19 protein-coding genes are annotated in these 17649 nt (G+C 69.9%); 9 read left to right on the top strand and 10 right to left on the bottom strand.

Annotation, left to right across the window (positions count from 1 at the left end; all coding sequences use genetic code 11):
• Positions 1 to 26: 26 nt before the first annotated feature.
• Positions 27 to 509 (bottom strand): MaoC family dehydratase, encoded by a 483-nt coding sequence (locus tag PKE75_RS06860; RefSeq protein ID WP_271167972.1) that lies wholly within the window; start codon positions 507 to 509, stop codon positions 27 to 29.
• Positions 510 to 706: 197 nt separating this feature from the next.
• Here PKE75_RS06860 and PKE75_RS06855 point away from each other — a divergent pair, with 197 nt between their 5' ends.
• Positions 707 to 919: a DUF2093 domain-containing protein gene (locus PKE75_RS06855; protein WP_271167971.1), complete on the top strand. Its 213-nt coding sequence runs from the start codon at positions 707 to 709 to the stop codon at positions 917 to 919.
• A 28-nt stretch (positions 920 to 947) separates the two neighbouring features.
• Here PKE75_RS06855 and PKE75_RS06850 read toward each other — a convergent pair whose 3' ends face one another.
• The 4 genes from PKE75_RS06850 to PKE75_RS06835 form a co-directional block, all read right to left on the bottom strand.
• Complete coding sequence (locus PKE75_RS06850; RefSeq protein WP_271167970.1) at positions 948 to 2318, bottom strand: glutamate--cysteine ligase; 1371 nt, start codon at positions 2316 to 2318, stop codon at positions 948 to 950.
• Between the two features lie 69 nt (positions 2319 to 2387).
• Positions 2388 to 3074, bottom strand: coding sequence for a L,D-transpeptidase (locus PKE75_RS06845; RefSeq protein ID WP_271167969.1), 687 nt, complete (start codon positions 3072 to 3074; stop codon positions 2388 to 2390).
• A 131-nt stretch (positions 3075 to 3205) separates the two neighbouring features.
• Positions 3206 to 3871 carry a L,D-transpeptidase gene (locus tag PKE75_RS06840; RefSeq protein WP_271168522.1) on the bottom strand — a complete coding sequence of 222 codons (666 nt, stop codon included), beginning with the start codon at positions 3869 to 3871 and terminating at the stop codon, positions 3206 to 3208.
• A gap of 321 nt (positions 3872 to 4192) precedes the next feature.
• Entirely contained in the window at positions 4193 to 4936 is a 744-nt protein-coding gene (locus PKE75_RS06835; RefSeq protein WP_271167968.1) for a 16S rRNA (uracil(1498)-N(3))-methyltransferase, read from the bottom strand.
• 144 nt (positions 4937 to 5080) lie between these two features.
• On the opposite strand from PKE75_RS06835, the gene ubiA reads away from it, so the two are divergent.
• Both ubiA and PKE75_RS06825 read left to right on the top strand, forming a co-directional pair.
• Positions 5081 to 6019 carry a 4-hydroxybenzoate octaprenyltransferase gene (gene ubiA / locus PKE75_RS06830; RefSeq protein WP_271167967.1) on the top strand — a complete coding sequence of 313 codons (939 nt, stop codon included), beginning with the start codon at positions 5081 to 5083 and terminating at the stop codon, positions 6017 to 6019.
• A gap of 11 nt (positions 6020 to 6030) precedes the next feature.
• The gene (locus tag PKE75_RS06825; RefSeq protein WP_271167966.1) at positions 6031 to 6165 is read left to right on the top strand and encodes a hypothetical protein; all 135 of its coding nucleotides are present in this window, start codon (positions 6031 to 6033) and stop codon (positions 6163 to 6165) included.
• 6 nt (positions 6166 to 6171) lie between these two features.
• On the opposite strand, the gene PKE75_RS06820 is transcribed toward PKE75_RS06825, so the two are convergent.
• Positions 6172 to 6756, bottom strand: coding sequence for a DUF6101 family protein (locus tag PKE75_RS06820; protein WP_271167965.1), 585 nt, complete (start codon positions 6754 to 6756; stop codon positions 6172 to 6174).
• 387 nt (positions 6757 to 7143) lie between these two features.
• Between PKE75_RS06820 and PKE75_RS06815 the strand changes: the two genes are divergently transcribed.
• Both PKE75_RS06815 and PKE75_RS06810 read left to right on the top strand, forming a co-directional pair.
• Complete coding sequence (locus PKE75_RS06815; RefSeq protein WP_271167964.1) at positions 7144 to 7968, top strand: 3'(2'),5'-bisphosphate nucleotidase CysQ; 825 nt, start codon at positions 7144 to 7146, stop codon at positions 7966 to 7968.
• Positions 7965 to 8201 (top strand): DUF4170 domain-containing protein, encoded by a 237-nt coding sequence (locus PKE75_RS06810; protein WP_271167963.1) that lies wholly within the window; start codon positions 7965 to 7967, stop codon positions 8199 to 8201. Before PKE75_RS06815 ends, PKE75_RS06810 begins: the two co-directional genes overlap by 4 nt.
• A gap of 87 nt (positions 8202 to 8288) precedes the next feature.
• Here the strand turns inward: PKE75_RS06810 and dmeF are convergent, their stop codons facing one another.
• Both dmeF and PKE75_RS06800 read right to left on the bottom strand, forming a co-directional pair.
• Positions 8289 to 9287: a CDF family Co(II)/Ni(II) efflux transporter DmeF gene (gene dmeF / locus PKE75_RS06805; RefSeq protein ID WP_271167962.1), complete on the bottom strand. Its 999-nt coding sequence runs from the start codon at positions 9285 to 9287 to the stop codon at positions 8289 to 8291.
• 67 nt (positions 9288 to 9354) lie between these two features.
• Positions 9355 to 10242, bottom strand: coding sequence for a LysR substrate-binding domain-containing protein (locus tag PKE75_RS06800; RefSeq protein ID WP_271167961.1), 888 nt, complete (start codon positions 10240 to 10242; stop codon positions 9355 to 9357).
• Between the two features lie 154 nt (positions 10243 to 10396).
• Between PKE75_RS06800 and PKE75_RS06795 the strand changes: the two genes are divergently transcribed.
• The gene (locus tag PKE75_RS06795; RefSeq protein ID WP_271167960.1) at positions 10397 to 10684 is read left to right on the top strand and encodes a DUF1127 domain-containing protein; all 288 of its coding nucleotides are present in this window, start codon (positions 10397 to 10399) and stop codon (positions 10682 to 10684) included.
• A gap of 15 nt (positions 10685 to 10699) precedes the next feature.
• Here the strand turns inward: PKE75_RS06795 and PKE75_RS06790 are convergent, their stop codons facing one another.
• Entirely contained in the window at positions 10700 to 11518 is an 819-nt protein-coding gene (locus tag PKE75_RS06790) for a DUF937 domain-containing protein (protein WP_271167959.1), read from the bottom strand.
• Positions 11519 to 11739: 221 nt separating this feature from the next.
• Positions 11740 to 13569: a monovalent cation:proton antiporter-2 (CPA2) family protein gene (locus PKE75_RS06785; RefSeq protein ID WP_271167958.1), complete on the bottom strand. Its 1830-nt coding sequence runs from the start codon at positions 13567 to 13569 to the stop codon at positions 11740 to 11742.
• A 157-nt stretch (positions 13570 to 13726) separates the two neighbouring features.
• On the opposite strand from PKE75_RS06785, the gene mutL reads away from it, so the two are divergent.
• The 3 genes from mutL to PKE75_RS06770 are packed head-to-tail and all read left to right on the top strand — an operon-like array spanning position 13727 to position 17649.
• Positions 13727 to 15520 (top strand): DNA mismatch repair endonuclease MutL, encoded by a 1794-nt coding sequence (mutL, locus tag PKE75_RS06780; protein ID WP_271167957.1) that lies wholly within the window; start codon positions 13727 to 13729, stop codon positions 15518 to 15520.
• A 5-nt stretch (positions 15521 to 15525) separates the two neighbouring features.
• Complete coding sequence (locus PKE75_RS06775) at positions 15526 to 16758, top strand: sensor domain-containing diguanylate cyclase (protein ID WP_271167956.1); 1233 nt, start codon at positions 15526 to 15528, stop codon at positions 16756 to 16758.
• A 60-nt stretch (positions 16759 to 16818) separates the two neighbouring features.
• Positions 16819 to 17649, top strand: a complete 831-nt coding sequence (locus PKE75_RS06770; RefSeq protein ID WP_271167955.1) for a hypothetical protein — start codon at positions 16819 to 16821, stop codon at positions 17647 to 17649.

Below are 17649 nucleotides of genomic sequence, written 5' to 3'. Positions count from 1 at the left end.
CGGGTCGCGTCAGTGCGTGCGGCCGATCAGGCGAGCTCCGCTTCGATCTCGTCGCGGGTCGGCACCATGACCTGGGCCTCGCCGTCGAGCACCACCTTGTCGCCGACCGTGCAGGTGCAAAAGAACGTCGCGCGCTGCCGGCCGGGGTCGAGCGAGGTGATCTCGACCTGCGCGACCACGACGTCGCCGAGCCGCACCGGCGCGCGGAACTTGATGGTCTGGGAGAGATAGACCGCGCCCGGTCCCGGCAGCCGGGTGCCGAGAACCGCGGAGATCAGGCTCGCAGTGTAGAGCCCATGCGCGATCCGCCCCCCGAAGCGCGTGTTCGCCGCATAGGCTTCCGACAGATGAATCGGGTTGGTGTCGCCGGTGAGCGCGGCGAAGGTCTTCACGCCCTCCTCCGACACCTCGTGCCGGATCTCGGCGGTCTGGCCGACCTCGAGATCTTCGAACGCGATCTTGGGCCCGTGTTCGTGGGCGTCGTCCAGCGGCTGGAGGGCGGCGGTCATGAATGGCGCGGTCTTCTTTTGGAAAGGCGGCACTCTGCGGCGGCCTCTGTTGCGACGCAACGCGCCTTTTGTCGGACGCGCGGGCGCGAACGGAGCAACCGATTCTCGACTGCCGTCAGGAACGACTGAACAGGGCGCTCTTTGCCTCGTCCCGGTCCGACGCCTATATGGAGGCCGGACCGGAGACCCTTGAGCCGATGAACCGTTATGAGCGACCGCCCTCGTCCGAGGAGGCGGAGCTGCGTTACCTCGACGCCGACTTCCGCGTGATCCGCCCGGGCGGCTTCGTCCGCTGCGCGGTCACCGGCGCGAAAATCCCGCTGGAGGAGCTGCGCTATTGGAGCGTCGAGCGTCAGGAGGCCTATTCCGGCCCGGACGCGGCGCTAACCCGCGCTCTCGGCAAGGGCTGACTTCGCGCGTCAGCCCGAGACGGGGACCCTAATAGGCGAGTTCGTCGAAGGCCGGCTCGACCGAGCGCCGCCAGGGCCCCTCGAACTTCTGCAGCAGCGTCTCGGCGAGGCTCTTCTCTTCCTGCGCGACGCGCATGATCGGCGCCAGGTGGACGCGCTCGTCGTCGCCGAAGCTGTTCATCCGGGCGCGCGCCTCCAGCCCGGCGTCGGCGAGCGCGAGCGCGTCGCGGGCGACATCGAGCACGGTTCGGTTGCCGATCCGGGCGGCGAGGCCCTCGCGCGGGACGGCGTCGCGCAGCGCCTCACGCTCTTCCGCCGACCAGCGCTTCACGAGCTCCCAGGCCGCGTCGAGGCTCGGCTGGTGATAGAGCAGTCCGACCCAGAAGGACGGCAGCGCGCAGATCCGGCCTGTCGGTCCCGAGTCGGCGCCGCGCATCTCGATGTAGCGCTTGAGCCGAACCTCGGGGAAGATCGTCGAGAGGTGGTTCGCCCAGTCCGATACGGTCGGGAGTTCGCCCGGCAACTGCGCGAGCTTGCCGTCGATCAGGTCGCGGAACGAGGCGCCGGCGACGTCATGATAGCGGTCGCCGCGCTTCACGAAATACATCGGCACGTCGAGCGCGTAGTCGACGTAAGCCTCGAAACCGAAGCCGTCGTCGAAGGCGAAGGGCAGCATGCCGGCGCGGGCGTTGTCGGTGTCGCGCCAGATCTCGGATCGCATCGAAAGGAAGCCGTTCGGCTTGCCTTCGGTGAACGGTGAATTGGCGAACAGCGCGGTCGCGATCGGCTGAAGCGCCAGGCCCACCCGCATCTTCCTGACCATGTCGGCTTCGTCCGAGAAGTCGAGGTTCACCTGCACGGTCGAGGTCCGGTACATCATGTCGAGGCCGTAGCGACCGACCTTCGGCATGTAGCGGGTCATGATGTCGTAGCGGCCCTTGGGCATCACCGGCGTCTCGGCCAGCGTCCATTTCGGGCTCATGCCGAGGCCGAGGAACCCGAGGCCCAGCGGATTCGCGATCTCGCGGACCTGCGCGAGATGCGCGTGAAGCTCCGAGCAGGTCTGGTGGATCGTCTCGAGCGGTGCGCCGGAAAGCTCGAACTGACCGCCCGGCTCCAGGCTGATCGCGCCGCCGCCGGTGACGTCGTAGAGCCCGATGATGTGGTCGCCCTCGAGGATCGGCTCCCAGCCGAGGAGGCCCTGCATGCCTTCGAGCAGCGCGCGGATGCCCGCCGGGCCGTCATACTCGACGGGCGAATGATCGGCGAGACGGAAGGGAAACTTCTCGTGCTCAGTCCCGATGCGGAAGGCTTCGACCGGCTTGCAGCCGGCCTCGAACCAGCCGACGAGCTCGTCCCGCGAGGCGATGAAGGTTGGATCGTTCTGGTCGCGGGCCATGGCGGCTCCTGAGGGCGCAGCCGCAGACAACTATGTGGTCGCCCGGGGAGCGTCCAGTAGGTCGTCGGCTTACGACAGGATCATCACTTCGGTCCCGACGGTCGCGCGGTCGTAGAGGTCGATGACGTCGTGGTTGAACATCCGGATGCAGCCCGACGACATCGCCTTGCCGATCGAGCGCGGCTCGGTGGTGCCATGGATGCGATAGGAGGAGTCGCGGCCGTTCTGATAGAGATACAGGGCGCGCGCGCCGAGCGGATTGCTGAGGCCCCCCGGCATGCCGCCTGCCCACGGCTTGTTGAGCTTGGGGTCGCGCTGGATCATTTCAGGCGTCGGCGTCCAGGTCGGCCATTTGGCCTTTCGCGCGATCGTCGCGCGGCCCTGCCACTCGAAGCCTTCCTTGCCGACGCCGATGCCGTAGCGCACCGCCTTGCCGCCGCCCTGCACGTAATAAAGGTGCTTCTTGTAGGTGTCGACGACGATGGTGCCCGCCGCCTCGCCGGTCGGATCGTCGACCCGGCGGCGCAGCACCGTCGGATCGAGCGAGCGCCACGGCAGCGCCGCAAGCGGAAACTGCTCCTGCGGCTTGGGGCCGTAGATCTCGGAATAGTCGAAGCCACTGTCGCCGTCGAACAGATCGCCCATGTCGAAGCTCGGCATCCCCGCGCAGGCGCCGAGCGCTAGCGGGAGAGCCGACACGAAGGCGCGGCGGCTCAGGCCGATGACGGCCTGCTGGGTCACGATGCGTTTTGTCATAAGGGAGGATCCGTTTTGAACAGAGCGTCTCGGCCGGGCCGCCCCGAAAGGCGGCCCGGCCGATCACTGGCGGGCGCTCAAGGCGCCCGACGTGGACCCGCTCTCCCCCGAGGCGGATCCGGAACGGTGGTTCAACCGCGGACGACGACCTTGGTGCCGAGCGGCACGCGGGAATAAAGGTCGATGACGTCCTGGTTCATCATGCGGATGCAGCCCGACGACACCGCCTTGCCGATCGAGTACGGCTCGATGGTGCCGTGGATGCGGAACAGCGTGTCGCGATTGCCTTCCCAGAGCGCCATGGAGCGCGCGCCCAGAGGATTGCCGGGGCCGCCGGGCATGCCGTCGGCGTAGGGACGGGCGTGCGGATCGCGCGCCACCATCTCTGCCGGCGGGTGCCAGTCGGGCCACTCGAGCTTGCGGCGGATATAGGCCTGACCGCTCCAGGCGAAGCCCTCGCGGCCGACGCCCACGCCGTAGCGGATCGCGGTGCCGTCGTTCTGGACGAGGTAGAGGTGCCGCTCATGCGGGTCGATGACGATGGTGCCCGGCGCTTCGCCCGTGGTGTTCGGCACGACCTGCTTCAGGAACTGGGGATCGACCTTCGCGAGATTGACCGCCTTGACGGGGAACGGCTCGTCGGGGTTCGCGGTGTCGCTGTAGCGGACCGCGTCGGACGCATCCGACGAAAACACGGGGGACGCAGGCACGGGCGCCGGCGCGAAGGCGATCGGCGCGGCGGGGCTTGCGGACGGCAGCGGTTGCGAGGCTGCGCAGGCGGCGAGCAGCACGGGCAGCGCCGCCACGACGGCGCGTCGCGCCCAAACTGTTGCAGCGGCGCGAACGCCTGCGGGAATAAAGGCTGTCGACATGGGAGACGTTCGCACTCGACTCAAAGATCCAACTCCGTCGCGTGTCGACGGCGCCATCACGGCTATACGCCGCTCCGCGTCTCCGCGGCATGCCAAGTTTGCCGGCCCGCGGCGATCGCCCCGCAGTGCGATATTTCGGCAACGCAGGAAAAGCCGGCCAGCCCATCGCGCGCTGTCCGTCCTTCAACGTTGCGAAGCTATGGTTAACAGGCCGTCAACGTCGGTGAAGCGAGGATGCGGCCCGCTTTAGACCCGCCAGTCTCCGGCTACGGCCTGGACAAGCGCCAGCGCCGCGACAGCCGCCGTGTCGGCCCGCAGGATGCGCGGCCCGAGCGTCAGCCGGACGATCGACGGCGATCGCAGCAGCGCGGCCCGCTCCTCCGGGTCGAACCCACCCTCCGGGCCGATCAGCACCGCGACGGGGCGTCCGCGGAGAGCCACGAGCGGGACGAGCGGATCGCCGGCGCCGGCGTCCTCGTCGCAGAAGATGAGCGCGTCGCCTTCGGGCCAGCCGTCGAGAACCCGCGCCAGCGGCGCCGGCTCGTCGACCTCGGGGATCGCCAGCACGCCGCATTGCTCGGCGGCCTCGACCGCGTTGGCGCGCATGCGGTCCAGATTCACGCGGGCGGCCTGGGTGCGACGGGTGATGACGGGGGACAGGCGCGAGGCGCCCATCTCGACCGCTTTCTGAACCATGTAGTCGAGCCGCGCGTGTTTCAGCGGCGCGAACAGGTAGCGCAGGCGGCCCGGCGGGGTCTGCTCCCTCAGGCGCCGCTCCGCGACCAGCACGACCCGCTTCTTCGCGACCTCCGCGATCCGCGCGCCCCACTCGCCGTCGCGGCCGTTGAACAGCAGCAGACCATCGCCCGCCGCCATCCGCATGACGTTGCGGACGTAGTTCGCCTGCGAATCGCCGAGCGCGACCTCCGCGCCCTCGGCGAGCGCGTCGTCCACGAAAAGGCGGGTGGAGGTGAAGTCGTAGGCGGCCATCGGACTCCCGGAGCTCGTCGTGCTCCGGCTCGACCGGAGGACCCACGCGCGGCTAGCTCTACGCCGCCGGTAGGTGGTCCGGTCAAGCCGGACCAGACGAACGCGGCGCTTGACCCCCACGCCGCAATGGCGTCGCTTCGCCCCATGACCGACGCCCTCCCCGATCAGATCGTCGCCGACGCCGTCCCCAGGAACTGGGTGGACGCCGTGGCGCCGCGCGCGTGGCGGCCTTACCTCAGGCTCGCCCGCGCCGACCGGCCGATCGGGGCGTGGCTGCTGTTCTGGCCCTGCGCATGGTCGGCGGCTCTGTCCGCCGTCGCCTCCGGCGCGCCGTATCCGAGCCTGCTCCTGATCGCGCTGTTCGCGATCGGCGCGATCGCGATGCGCGGCGCTGGCTGCACCTATAACGACCTTGTCGACCGTGACATCGACGCCAAGGTCGCGCGCACCCGCTCGCGTCCCCTGCCCTCCGGACAGGTGACGCCGAGGGGGGCCGCGATCTTCCTGGCCGCACTGCTCGCCATCGGCTTCGCCGTGCTGATCTCGCTGCCGCCTTTCGCGATTCTCATCGGGATCTGCTCGGTGCTGCCGGTCGCGCTCTATCCCTTCATGAAGCGCGTCACCTGGTGGCCGCAGGCGATGCTCGGCGTCTGCTTCGGCTGGGGCGCGCTGATGGGGTGGGGCGCGACCTTCGGGCGTCTCGACGCGGCGCCGCTCGCGCTGTTCGCAGCCGCCCTGCTGTGGATCATCGGCTACGACACGATCTACGCCCACCAGGACAAGGAGGACGACGCTCTGGTCGGCGTCGGCTCCACCGCGCTGCTGTTCGGCGAGCGGACCCAGCCGATCCTCGCGGGCTTCTACGCCGGCTCCGTGGCGCTGCTGGCGCTCGCTACGTCGCTCGCCGGCGGCGGCGTCCTGAGTTTTGCGGGCGTCGCCGCCTTCGCCGCGCATTGCGCCTGGCAGACCGTAAGGCTCGACATCGCCGACCCTGCGCTCTGCCTTAGACTGTTCAAGTCGAATCGGGACGCCGGCGCGCTGTTCTTCGCCGGCCTGTGCGCCGACTGCCTGCTGCGGCTCTAGAGGATCGCTCGATGCCAGACCCCGTCGTGAAGGACCCCCTCCCGCCGGAGCACAAGCGCTTCGTGCTCAGCCAGGCTGCGCTCAGGCTCGCGATCGCCGCAGTGGTGGTGATCGCGATCGGCGCATGGTTTTTTACGCGGGGGTAGCGCCGCTCAGTTCCGCGCGATGATCTCGCGCTCGTCGCGATGGACCGGCGTCTCGGCCGTCAGTTCGCCGGTTTTGCGCTTGGCCTGAAAGCGGGTGCGGCGCCCCTTCAGCAGGCTGTGGCGCCGACGAGCGCGGGGCCGGCCGACCTCCAGCGCGCCGAGATGGACGCTCGGCGTCTTGCGGGTGCCGTCGAGGTCCTCGATCAGCAGCGGCAGGTTGAGCGAGCGGCCCCAGGAGCGCCATTCGGCGAAGCCGTCGCCGTCGAAGGGTTCGGTCGCAAGCGGAACGTCGAGCGCGCGGTCGCGGTGGGCGAGGACGACCTCGACGCGGTCGGCCTCGGGCTTGTCGCCCGGTGCGACGCGCATCGCGACGCCCGAGAAGCTGACCAGAGGAACCGCAATCCGCATCACCATGCTCCGCACCATCCTGTCCACCACCACGCGGCCGCTCTCCAGCGTGACGCGTCGCTCGCCGCCATCGGCCGCGGCGTCCGGCGCCGCGAAACGGTGGGGAAGCGCGAAGGGATCGAGCCGGTCGGCCGACCCCGTTGCGGCGCACGCTCGTGCGCCGGTTCCGGTTAGACGTCCCAATGTACAGTCTCCCTGAAGGCCCGCCGTGGTCTTGGGCTCTTCGCTTGTTGCTGCACCATGACTGGCGAGCAGGAAGCATCGGCTTAACGGAGCTGGTGAATCCTTCGTAATCCCGACCGTTTCGGGCATTCGTCTGCCGCCATGCTGAAGAATACCTTTCGGCGAAGGGTAAGAATTGGATGAAGCGCGCCGCCTGATCTTCCATCTCGGCCCGATGACAAGAGCAGCGGCGACGTCGGGTCCTTCCGTTCGGCGGCTCCGCAAGCCGGCAGGTCCGGGTCGCGGGGCTGCGGCGACCGCGGCGCTTGCGCCCGGGCCATCAACCCGACACTTTGTGGGCTCGCCATCACCGCCTCCATCCAGCCCTCAGACGGATTTCCTCAGCACGTGCCCTCGACCGATGCGCCGATCGACCTTGAACGCCTCGCGGGCCCGCTAGCCGACATCGTCGGCAAGGCGGGCGCGATCGCGCTCGGCTTCTTCAAGAACGGGGCGGAGCGCTGGACGAAAGCCGACGACAGTCCGGTGACCGAGGCGGACATCGCGGTCGACCGCTTCCTGTTCGCCGAGTTGCCGAAGCTGGTCGAACGTTCGGGCTGGCTGTCGGAAGAGACCGCCGATTCGGCCGAGCGGCTCGGACTGAGGCGCGTCTGGGTCGTCGATCCCATCGACGGAACCCGCGCCTTCATCGAGGGCGCGCCGGAATGGGTGGTATCGGTCGCGCTCGTCGAGGACGGGACGCCCATCGCTGGCATCGTGCTCGACGCCTGCCATAACGTGGCGTTCAGCGCGGTCCGCGGCGGCGGCGCCTGGCGCAACGGAGAACGGCTCTCGCCCGCCGACTCGAGCTCGCTCGAGGGCGTGCGGGTCGGCGGCCCGCAGTCCCTGCTCGGCCCTCTGAAGAGCCATGGCGTTCAGAAGGGCCCATGGCTCTACGCGCTCGCCAACCGGCTGGTGAAGGTCGCCTCCGGCGACCTCGACGCAGCGCTCGCCCGTCCCAACGCCCATGATTGGGACATCGCCGCCGCCCACCTGATCCTGGAGGAGGCCGGCGCCGGGCTCACCGGCTTCGACGGCGTCCCTCCGACCTACAACCGCGAAACGACGCGTCACGGCGGGCTGGTCGCAGCCCCCCACGCCCGTCGCGCAGCCCTTCTCGCCGCCCTCGAAGTCGAGCGCGACGCCCTCGCCGCCCTGGAGCCCTACCGATGACCGACGTCGCGCCCAAGCAGCTTCTCCACCTCGTCTTCGGCGGAGAGCTCGAGGACGTGTCGGGCGTGTCGTTCCACGACGTCGAGAACCTCGACATCGTCGGCATCTTCCCCGATTACGACAGCGCCCGCGCGGCCTGGAAGGCCAAGGCTCAGGCCAGCGTCGACAACGCCCATATGCGCTATTTCGTCGTGCACCTGCACAGGCTGCTGGAGCCGAACGGGGCGAGGTAAGACGCGCGACCTTTTCTCAGGCGCGCCGCCGCTTCGCAGGCCGAGGACGACTTCACGAAGAAACGTCTGGCGCGCGCCGGCGGCGAATCAAGCCGCGCAGCGGTCGCCGGGGCAGCGGTTGACCTCGATCGTCACGTGGCTGAGCGCGTCGAGGTCGGCGAGCTTGGCCTTGTAGGCTTCCGGCTCCTGCGGCTCGTGCGTCACAAGCGCGACGATAGCGGCGAGGTGGCCGGGGCCGACGCGCCAGAGATGCAGGTCGCAGACGCGGACGTCGCCGACCTCGAGCCGCGCGCGGATGGTCTTCTCGAGCGCGGGGTCGGCCGGCGAATCGGTCAGCGTCGCCGCTGTCTCGCGGGCGAGCGAGACGGCCCAGGACGCGATCATCCCGGCGCCGAGAACGCCGACCGCAGGGTCGATCCAGCGCCAGCCGAGCGTCCACCCCGCGAACAGCGCCGCGATCGCGAGCACCGAGGTGAGCGCGTCGGCCAGCACATGGGCGTAGGCCGCCCGCAAATTGCGGTCGCCGCCATGCTCCCCGCGGGATTCGGCGTGGGCGTGATCGTGGCCGGCGTGATCGTGGGCGTGACCCGCGTGATCATGGTCGGCGTGGGCATGGCCGTGTCCGCCGAGCAGCGCGGCGCAGGCGATGTTGACCATCAGGCCGAGCACGGCGACCATCGCGGCTTCGCCATAGGCGACCGACGTGGGCGCCGCGAGTCGCCACAGCGATTCCCAGCCGATCGCGATCGCGACGACGCCGAGCACGATGGCGTTAGCGAAGCCTGCGAGGTCGCCGATCTTGCCGGCGCCCATGGCGAGCCCCGGGTCGGAGGAGCGCGACGCGGCGATCTTGTAGGCGAGCGCCGCGACGCCGATCGCGCCGGCGTGCGTCGCCATGTGGAAGCCGTCCGCGAGCAGCGCCATCGAGCCGAAGGCCCAGCCGGCGAGGATCTCGACCACCATCGTCGCGGCCGTGATGACGGTGACCGCGAGCGTGCGCCGCGCGTTCCGGGCGTGATCGCCGCCGAGGAAGCGGTGCTCGTGCTCGAACGACGCCTCGTGGCGGTGGGCCGCGGAGTGATGCATCGGAGGCTCCCTATGGGCCTAGGCTCGTGAGATCGGCCGAGAGCCGTCGCTCGTCAAGGCCGGCCGGTCACTCGGCGGCGACCGGCTCGAAGCTCGTCGACATGTTGTCGAGGCTCGCCACGATGTGGTCGGCCAGAGCCATGACGGTCTCCGTCACCGCGCCTGGATTGCGCAGCAGCGCGATCTTGCAGCTCGGAAGCGTCGGGAAGCCGTCGGACGGCCCGAGCACGCGCATGCCGGGCCTGAGCGCTGATTCCGGCACGACCGACACCGCGAGCCCCGCCAGCACCGCGGCGCCGACCGCTGCGAAGTTGCGGCTCGAATAGAGCACGCGGTAGGGCCTCGCCATCTCCTCGAGCTTCGCCGCCGCGCTCTCGCGCCACGTGCAGGCCGCGTGGCTGAGCGCCATCGGGATGACGGCGTCCTCGTGCACGACCGAGCGCTGCGACGTCACCCAGAGCAGCGGCTCCTGGCGGATGATCTCGCCGACGGGCTTGCGCGAGGCGTGGGTGATGATGGCGAGATCGACCTCGTCGCGGTCGATCATCTCGGTCAGGTAGTCCGACGGCTCGCAGACAACCGTGACCTCCACCCGCGGGTTCGAGCTCGAGAACCGCGCCAGGATCTCCGGCAGATAGCGCTCGGCGTAGTCGTCCGGCAGGCCGAGCCGCACCCGGCCGGTCAGCGCGTCGTCTTCGAATGCGGAGACGGCCTCGCGCGAGATGTGGACGATGCGGCGGGCGTAATCGAGCAGCCGCTCCCCGTCGTCGGTCAGCTTCACGCCGCGGCCGTCGCGCGCGAAGATCGCGCGTCCCACCCGCTCCTCGAGCCGCTTCATCTGCATCGAGACCGCCGACTGCGTCTTGAACACGACGTCGGCCGCGCGGGTGAACGACCCGGTGTCGACGATCGCGATGAAGGTGCGGAGCTGGTCGACGTCGAGAAGCGCGTTCATGGCTCTCCCAATCATCACTGCTTATGATGGCCTATATTACGAACATTCGTTTCACTGATCAATGCGGGCCGACTATCTCAGCGTCACAGGCGGACGGTTCGGTCCGCATCATCGACGTCCCCGGCCACGGGAGACAAGGACGCTGGAGGGAGCCATGTCGGCTCATTGCGACTCTTACCGGCCGGCTGGCGCCGGACTTCATCGGAGCGGCGGCGCCGGCCGCCTGCTCGCTGGCCTCAGGGCCTTCGGCGCCTCGCTGACGCGCCGCAAGATGGTCGAGGATCTCGGCCGCCTCGACGACCGCATGCTGTCGGATCTCGGGCTCACCCGCTCGGACCTTCACGAGGCCTCGCGCTGGTCGCTGTGGGGCGATCCGACCGACCGGCTGAACGAGCTCGCCGAGGAGCGGCGCGCCTCGGCGGCGCTCAACGTCGGCGGGTGATCGGAAGGACCGCGCTCAGCCGCCGTCCTTCCGGGTGCTGAAGAACGCCTCGAAGATCTGCTCCATCGCCTTGGCGTTCTGGGCGGACAGCTCGCGGCCCGTCTCGACGATCTCGTCGAACGGGGTCCCCGCCGCGGGCCCCTCCGGCCGGCTCCCGTCGCCGGCCGGAGGCTCCTTCGGAGCTTCGGGCTCGGGGCCCCGCCCCGCCTTGGCGGCCCCGCCGCCGAACATGCTTCCGAGCATCTCGGCCATCATGTCGCCCATCATCATCGCCCCCGCCTCCTGCGGCCGGCCCTCCTTCGGGGCAGGGCCGGACGACGCGCCCGGCGCGGCGCCCGCATTGCGCATCATCTGGCTCCAGAACTCGGCCATCTGACCGGGCAGCCCCGCGCCCGCGCCAGGAGCTGGCTGCGCGGCGCCTTGCGCCGCCTTCATGAAGCCGCCGACCAGAATGCTGGCGAGCACCGGCAGCACCTTCCGGATGATCTCCGCCTGGACGCCGGACACGGCCGCGGCCTGCGCGGCTACCGCGCGCGACACGTCCTTGGAGCCGAATAGCGCGCCGAGCGCGTCGTCGCCGGCGCTCTTGTTCTCGGGGTCGAGCGCCGCGGCATGCGCCTCGAAGGCGCGCGCATAGGCCTCCGTCTGCATGAGGTCGGCGAAGCGCTGCGCGTCCCCCGTGGCCTGCTGGCGCTGGAACGCCTGCGCGAAGGCCGGCGTCAGCGCCGCCACCGCCGCGCGCATCTGCTCAGGCTGCATGCCGTAGGCCCGGGCCAGATTGTCGAACGCCGCGCCGCCCTGCGCCTGCCGGAACAGATCGAACATGTTGAACATCGCGCGTCCCCCTCGCCGGCGCCCGACGGCGCTCGTTATCGGAGAAGACTAGGCGCTTGCGTCCGCCGCGCAACGGGACGAAGGGCGGTGAAGGGAAAGAGCCGAGGTCCGGAAGATTCCCCCTCCCCGGCCCCCACGGGCCGACCTCTCCCGCTGCGAGGGGTCGACACGGGCCGGCCATGGCGGCCAGTGCGTTTCGTTCTTGGAGCCAACGCCCCGCTCTATTCCGCAGGCGCGCCAACGACCTCGGCTTCAGTTCCGTCGAGCATCTCGCCCTTGCGCTTCGGGAGCGACAGCGGCTCGGGGATCGGCTTGTTGGTGTAGGCGAGGTGGCGCCCGCCGCTGATGCCCTCGACGCGCTGGATCTCCAGCCGCTGGGCGTCGCGGCGGCGCACGTCCGCCTCGATCTCGGCGGCGCGCTCGGGATCGACGCCGGCGGCCTCAAGCGCGAGGCGTCCCAGCAGCAGCGCGCTCTCGAAGGTCTCGCGCACCACCTGCTCGACGCCCAGCGCGAACAGGTCCAGCGCGTGCCCCCGGTCGTAGGCCTTCACCACGAGCTTGGTCAGCGGGAAGCTCGTCAGCGCGACCTCGACGATGCGTTTGGTCACCGCGGCGTCGTCGACGCAGATAACGATCGCCCGCGCCTCGTGGGCTTTCACCGCGCGAAGCACGTCGAGCCGCGATCCGTCGCCGTAATAGACCTTGAAGCCGAAATTGGCGGCCTGCTCGACGCGGGCCGCGTTTGCGTCGATCAGGGTGACCTCGACGCCCTCGGCGAGCAGCAGCTGCGCCGCGATCTGTCCGACGCGGCCGAAGCCGATCACGAGCACCTCGCCCTTGACGTCGGAGTAGTCCTCGATAGGTCCGGCCGCCGGCGGCGTCGCCCGCTCGGCGACCTTTTCGGCGAGGATCGCGATCGCAGGCGCCACCATCAGGCTGAGGGCCGCGAGCGCCGACAGCAGGCTGGCGGCGCCCTGGTCGATCAGCCCCTCCGTCGCGCTCAGCGGGATCAGCACGAAGGCGAACTCGCCGGAGGCGGCGAGCAGCGCGCCGATCCGTAGCGCGTATGGCAGCGGCGAGCCGAACGCGCGCGCGAGCGCGGTCGCGACCAGCAGCTTGATCGCGAGATAGCCGACGACGCCGACGGCGAGCAGCGCCCAGTTCTCGACGACCACCTTCACATCGATCGTCATGCCGATGCCCATGAAGAACAGCGCGATCAGCAGGCCGCGGAACGGCTCGACGTCGGCCTCGAGCTCCACCCGGTAGGACGAGCCCGCGAGCAGCACGCCGGCGAGGAAGGCGCCCATCGCCATCGAAAGCCCCGCTGCGTGCGCGACCTCGGCCGCGCCCAGCACCACCAGCAGGGCCGCCGCGGTCATCACCTCGCGCGCGCCGACGCCCGCGAGGAACCTGAAGAACGGGTTCAGGAGGTAGCGTCCGGCGAACACGATGCCGGCGAGCGCCGCCGCCCCGATCGCCGCGGAGATCAGTCCCTGCATCCAGTCGGCGGGCTCGGTCGGGCCGTCGCCCAGCATCGGGATCAGCGCCAGCGCGGGCACGACCGCGAGGTCCTGCGCCAGAAGGACCGAGAAGGTCTTCTCGCCATAGGGCCGGTTGAGATGGCCGCGCTCGCCGAGGATCTGCAGCGCCATCGCCGTGCCCGAGAACGCGAGCGCTATGCCGATCGCAAGCGCCGCCGGCGGCGTCATGCCGAGCTCCCACGCCACCGCGGCGAGCGCGGCGGTCGTGAGCGCGATCTGCAGACCGCCAAGCCCGATGATCAGCCGGCGCAGCGCGATCAGCCGCTCGATGCGCAGTTCGAGCCCGATCAGGAACAACAGCATGACGACGCCGATCTCGGCGACCTGCAGCACCGCGCCAGGATCCTCGATGAAACCGAGACCCGCGGGGCCGATCACGATCCCGGCGACGAGATAGCCGACCGCGACCCCGAGCCCGATGCGCCGCGCAAGAGGGCCTGCGACCACCGCCGCCCCGAGGAAGACGAGCGCGCCGATCAGCGGCCCTGCGGTCGTCGCATGTTCCATGAAGGGTCCTTTGAAAGTCTCTTCCATGTGCCCCATGCCGGGGACTTCGGGCAAGACTATTTCCCCTCGCCATCATGCGTTTCAGGCGTGCGGCAGGGATTCTGCGCCGTCCGCCGTGCTAGGCTCGGCCCATCCTGATTCCACCTCGCGAGCGCCGATGCCCGTCCGTCTTCTCGCCGACACGGTCGCGAACCGGATCGCCGCCGGCGAGGTGGTCGAGCGCCCGGCCTCCGTCGTGAAGGAGCTCGCCGAGAACGCGCTCGACGCCGGTGCGAGCCGCATCGAGATCGTGCTGGAGGCCGGCGGCGCCCGGCTGATCCGAGTGGTCGACGACGGCTGCGGGATGGATCGCGAGGACCTCGCCCTGGCCGTCGAGCGCTTCGCCACCTCCAAGATCACGTCGGACGAGGACCTCGTCGGCGTCGCGACCATGGGCTTCCGCGGCGAGGCGCTGCCCTCGATCGGCGCGATCGCGCGGCTCACGGTCCAGACCCGGACGGCGAACGCGCCGCACGGCTGGCGTCTGGAGGTCGAGGGCGGCGCCAAGGGCGCGCCGGTGCCGGCGGCGCTGCCGAAGGGCACCCGGATCGACGTGCGCGACCTGTTCTTCGCCACGCCCGCGCGCGCAAAATTCCTGAAATCCGACCGCTCTGAAGCGCAGGCCGCAGCCGACGTCGTGCGCCGCCTCGCGCTCGCGAGCCCGCATGTCGACTGGACGCTGGTGATCGAGGAGCGGACGCTCCGCTTCCCCGCTGTCGCCGCCGACCGCCTGTCGGAGCGCCTCGCTCAGGTGTTGGGGGCCGACGTGGCGGACGCCGTGGTGGCGGTCGCAGGCGAGCGCGGCGCGGCGCGGCTTTCAGGCCATATCGGGCTCGGCCATCTGCATCGCGCGACCGCAGGCTCCGTCCACCTCTCGGTCAACGGACGCCCCGTGAAGGACCGTCTGCTGGTCGGCGCGCTGAAGGCGGCCTATCAGGACGTCATGCCGCGCGACCGCTGGCCGGTGGCGGCTCTCGACATCCGGGTCGGTCCCGGCGAGGTCGACGTCAACGTCCACCCGGCGAAGGCCGAGGTGCGGTTCCGCGACCCGGGGCTGATCCGCGCGCTGGTGGTGTCGACGGTGCGTGCGGCCCTCGGCGAGGCCGGGCCTCAGCCCTACGCAGCCGGCGGCGCGGAGATCGCCCGCTTCGCCGCCCCCCCGCCGGCCACGAATTTCACCAGGCCGACGTCCTATCCGCGGCCGGCAGGAGGAGGCTGGGCCGCCGCCTCCCCTGGCTTCGCGGAAGGCGATCAGGCCGCCTTCTCCGCCGACCTGATCGACCTTGCGCCCGCCGCCCGCGTGACCGAAGCCGAGCCAGACGCGATGGACCGTCCGCTCGGCGCCGCCAAAGCGCATCTCCACGCCACCTACATCCTCGCCGAAACCCGCGACGGCGTCGTGCTGGTCGACGCGCATGCGGCCCACGAGCGGCTGACCTACGAGGCGCTCAAGCGATTTCGCGCGGTCGCCGGCGTGCCGCGGCAGGAGCTACTCGTGCCCGACGTCGTCGATCTCGATCCCGCCGACGCCGAACGCGTGCTGGCCGTCGCCGGTGAGCTCGAGACGCTCGGCCTCGTGGTCGAGTCCTTCGGGCAGGGCGCGCTGCTGGTGCGCGCGACTCCTGCGCCGCTCGGCCCGTGCGACGGCGCGCAGCTGGTGCGCGACATCACGGAGACGCTGGCGGAGGGCGCGACCGACGCGACCCCGATGGCGCGGCGCCTCGACCTGATCCTCGCGACCATCGCCTGCCACGGATCGGTGCGCGCCGGCCGGCGCCTCAAACCCGACGAGATGAACGCCCTGCTCCGTGCGATCGAGGCCGAGCCGGCGGCCTCCACCTGCAACCACGGCCGCCCGACGTTCGTGACGCTGAGCACGGTCGACCTGGAGAAGCTTTTCGGGCGAAGATGAAAGGGATGGATCCTGAACTCGGGCCGCTCGAGGCCGTCAATCACCCGGTGGTGGTGGTCGCCGGAACGTCCACGCCGCAGACGGCCGCAAATCCCGCCGCGGCTCGCCTCTTCGGCTTTCGGTTCCGAGCGGGCGAAGTGAAGCCGCTCGAGCAGTTGGTCGGTGCGGACGCCGCCGCGACGCTTTCCGAGTTCCTGCGCGCCCTGCCGCAGCACGGCGTCGGCGCGTCGTTGCGGCTCCAGTGCGTCACCCCGGCGGGAGAACGGTCGCTGGCGGTCGACGTCGCCCGCACGCCGGGCGAGGCGAACTCCTTCGTGCTGACGCTGCGCGCGGAGGCTCCGCTCACCGGCATGGAGGCGCTCGCCCAGGCGCGGGCGACGCTGGACTCCCTCCCGGTCGGTATCGAGCTCTACGATCGGCACTTCAACGCACTGTTCTACAACAAGAAATCGGATGATCTGTTCGACTATTCCGACCGTCCCATGAACAATCACGAGGATTGGTGGGAGCTCGCCTTCCCGGACGCGAAGCGCCGCAAGGCGGCGCGCGCCGAATGGCGGGTCATCACCCGCAACGCCGCGCGCGATCCGGGCCGGGCTTACATGGCGGAATGGGAGGTGACCTGTCGCGACGGCCTGAGCCGCGCGATCCAGTTCTACTACAGGCACGCGGATCAGGGCTTCTCGCTCGTGCTGTGGGACGTCACCGACCAGCGCCGGCTCGAGAGCGAACTGCGCGAGATCGCGCGGACGGACAGCCTCACGGGGCTCGCCAACCGCCGCAGCTTCTTCGAGCGGGCGCAGACGTTGCTCGCGGACCGGCGCGCGGCGAAACCGTTGACCGTGCTGATGATCGACCTCGACCACTTCAAGACCGTGAACGACACGTTCGGGCACAGCGTGGGCGACGAGGTGCTGACCGCGGTGTCGCGACGGGCGCAGGTCGCTTTGCGCAAGGACGACCTGCTCGCGCGCATGGGCGGCGAGGAGTTCGCCGTGCTGTTGCCCGGAACCGGGCCGGCCCAGGCGGCGGCGATCGCCCAGCGCCTGCGGCGCGCGATCATGGCGAAGCCTGTGATGGCCGACCTCACCGTCACCGTCAGCATAGGCTCGGCGAGCCGCCGTCCGGGCGAGATCGAGATCGACGCGATGGTCGCGCGCGCCGACGTCGCGCTCTATGCGGCGAAGACCGCAGGCCGCAACTGCGTCGTCTCGGCCGAGACGATGGAGCTACGGTGACGGACGGCCAGATCGCGCGCAGAATCGAAACGGCCAGTCTGGGAAGACTCGCAATCGACGATGATCGAGCAGAGCAAAGCCACCACGATCGCGTCTCACCGGATCATCCCGCTCAAAATCTGCGTCCTTATTGCGATCATCGTCGCCGCCAGCACGTTTCTCGTGCTCAACGACTGGGCTGTTCCTCGCAAAGACCGCGGCTCGCCTCTTGCAGCACCGGCCGCGCTTCTGCTCGTTCTGATTTTCTTATGGCTGCCGCTGACATTTCTTGCGCCCTTCGCCCGCAATCCCGCGGCGATCGACGCCCTTAAAATTCATCACGCAGCTTTCACGTCGTTCCTTATCGTCATGGCGCTGACGGCCCGAACTGAGCACGGCGGCGGCGTTGGCGAAATCTTCGCCCCCCTCATCATGTTTGGTCTTTACGCGATGTTCTACATGGAGACAGCGGCGCTCACCCTGGCTCTGTACGTCAGGCGCGCTACGCGGTTTACGCCGCTTCTGTGGTCGGGTGCGATGGCCGCCTGCCTCGGCGGCTGGCTCGCAGGCGCAAGCGTCTGGGCGGCCCGGCTGCCGCCGTCGGTGGTCGCGTCGGCCGAGGCGGCCGCGGGTGACGATCCATATTGCTTGGGACGCCACACAAGGCCCGTCCGAAACCTCGTAGATCTCACCGGTTTCAGAATGACGTCGCTGTCCGTCTTCTCGAATGACCCTCACATGCTGCTGACGATCGAAGGCCGCGACGGCAGACGGGTCATGAACTGGTCGTACCGACGCGGCGGGTTCGAGCCTGTCCCGGCGAACGTTCAGAGCAAGCTCGGCATAACGACGCGGGCGTTCTGCGCGCCCCAGCCTCACTTCGCAAAGACGCTTGGATGGTGGCCCGGCTGA

Origin of the sequence: Hansschlegelia plantiphila (genome assembly GCF_027922265.1) — a bacterium.
Classification (GTDB): domain Bacteria; phylum Pseudomonadota; class Alphaproteobacteria; order Rhizobiales; family Methylopilaceae; genus Methylopila; species Methylopila plantiphila.
The sequence above is the reverse complement of the archived record's forward strand: the minus strand, read 5'-3'. Positions and strand labels throughout refer to the sequence as shown.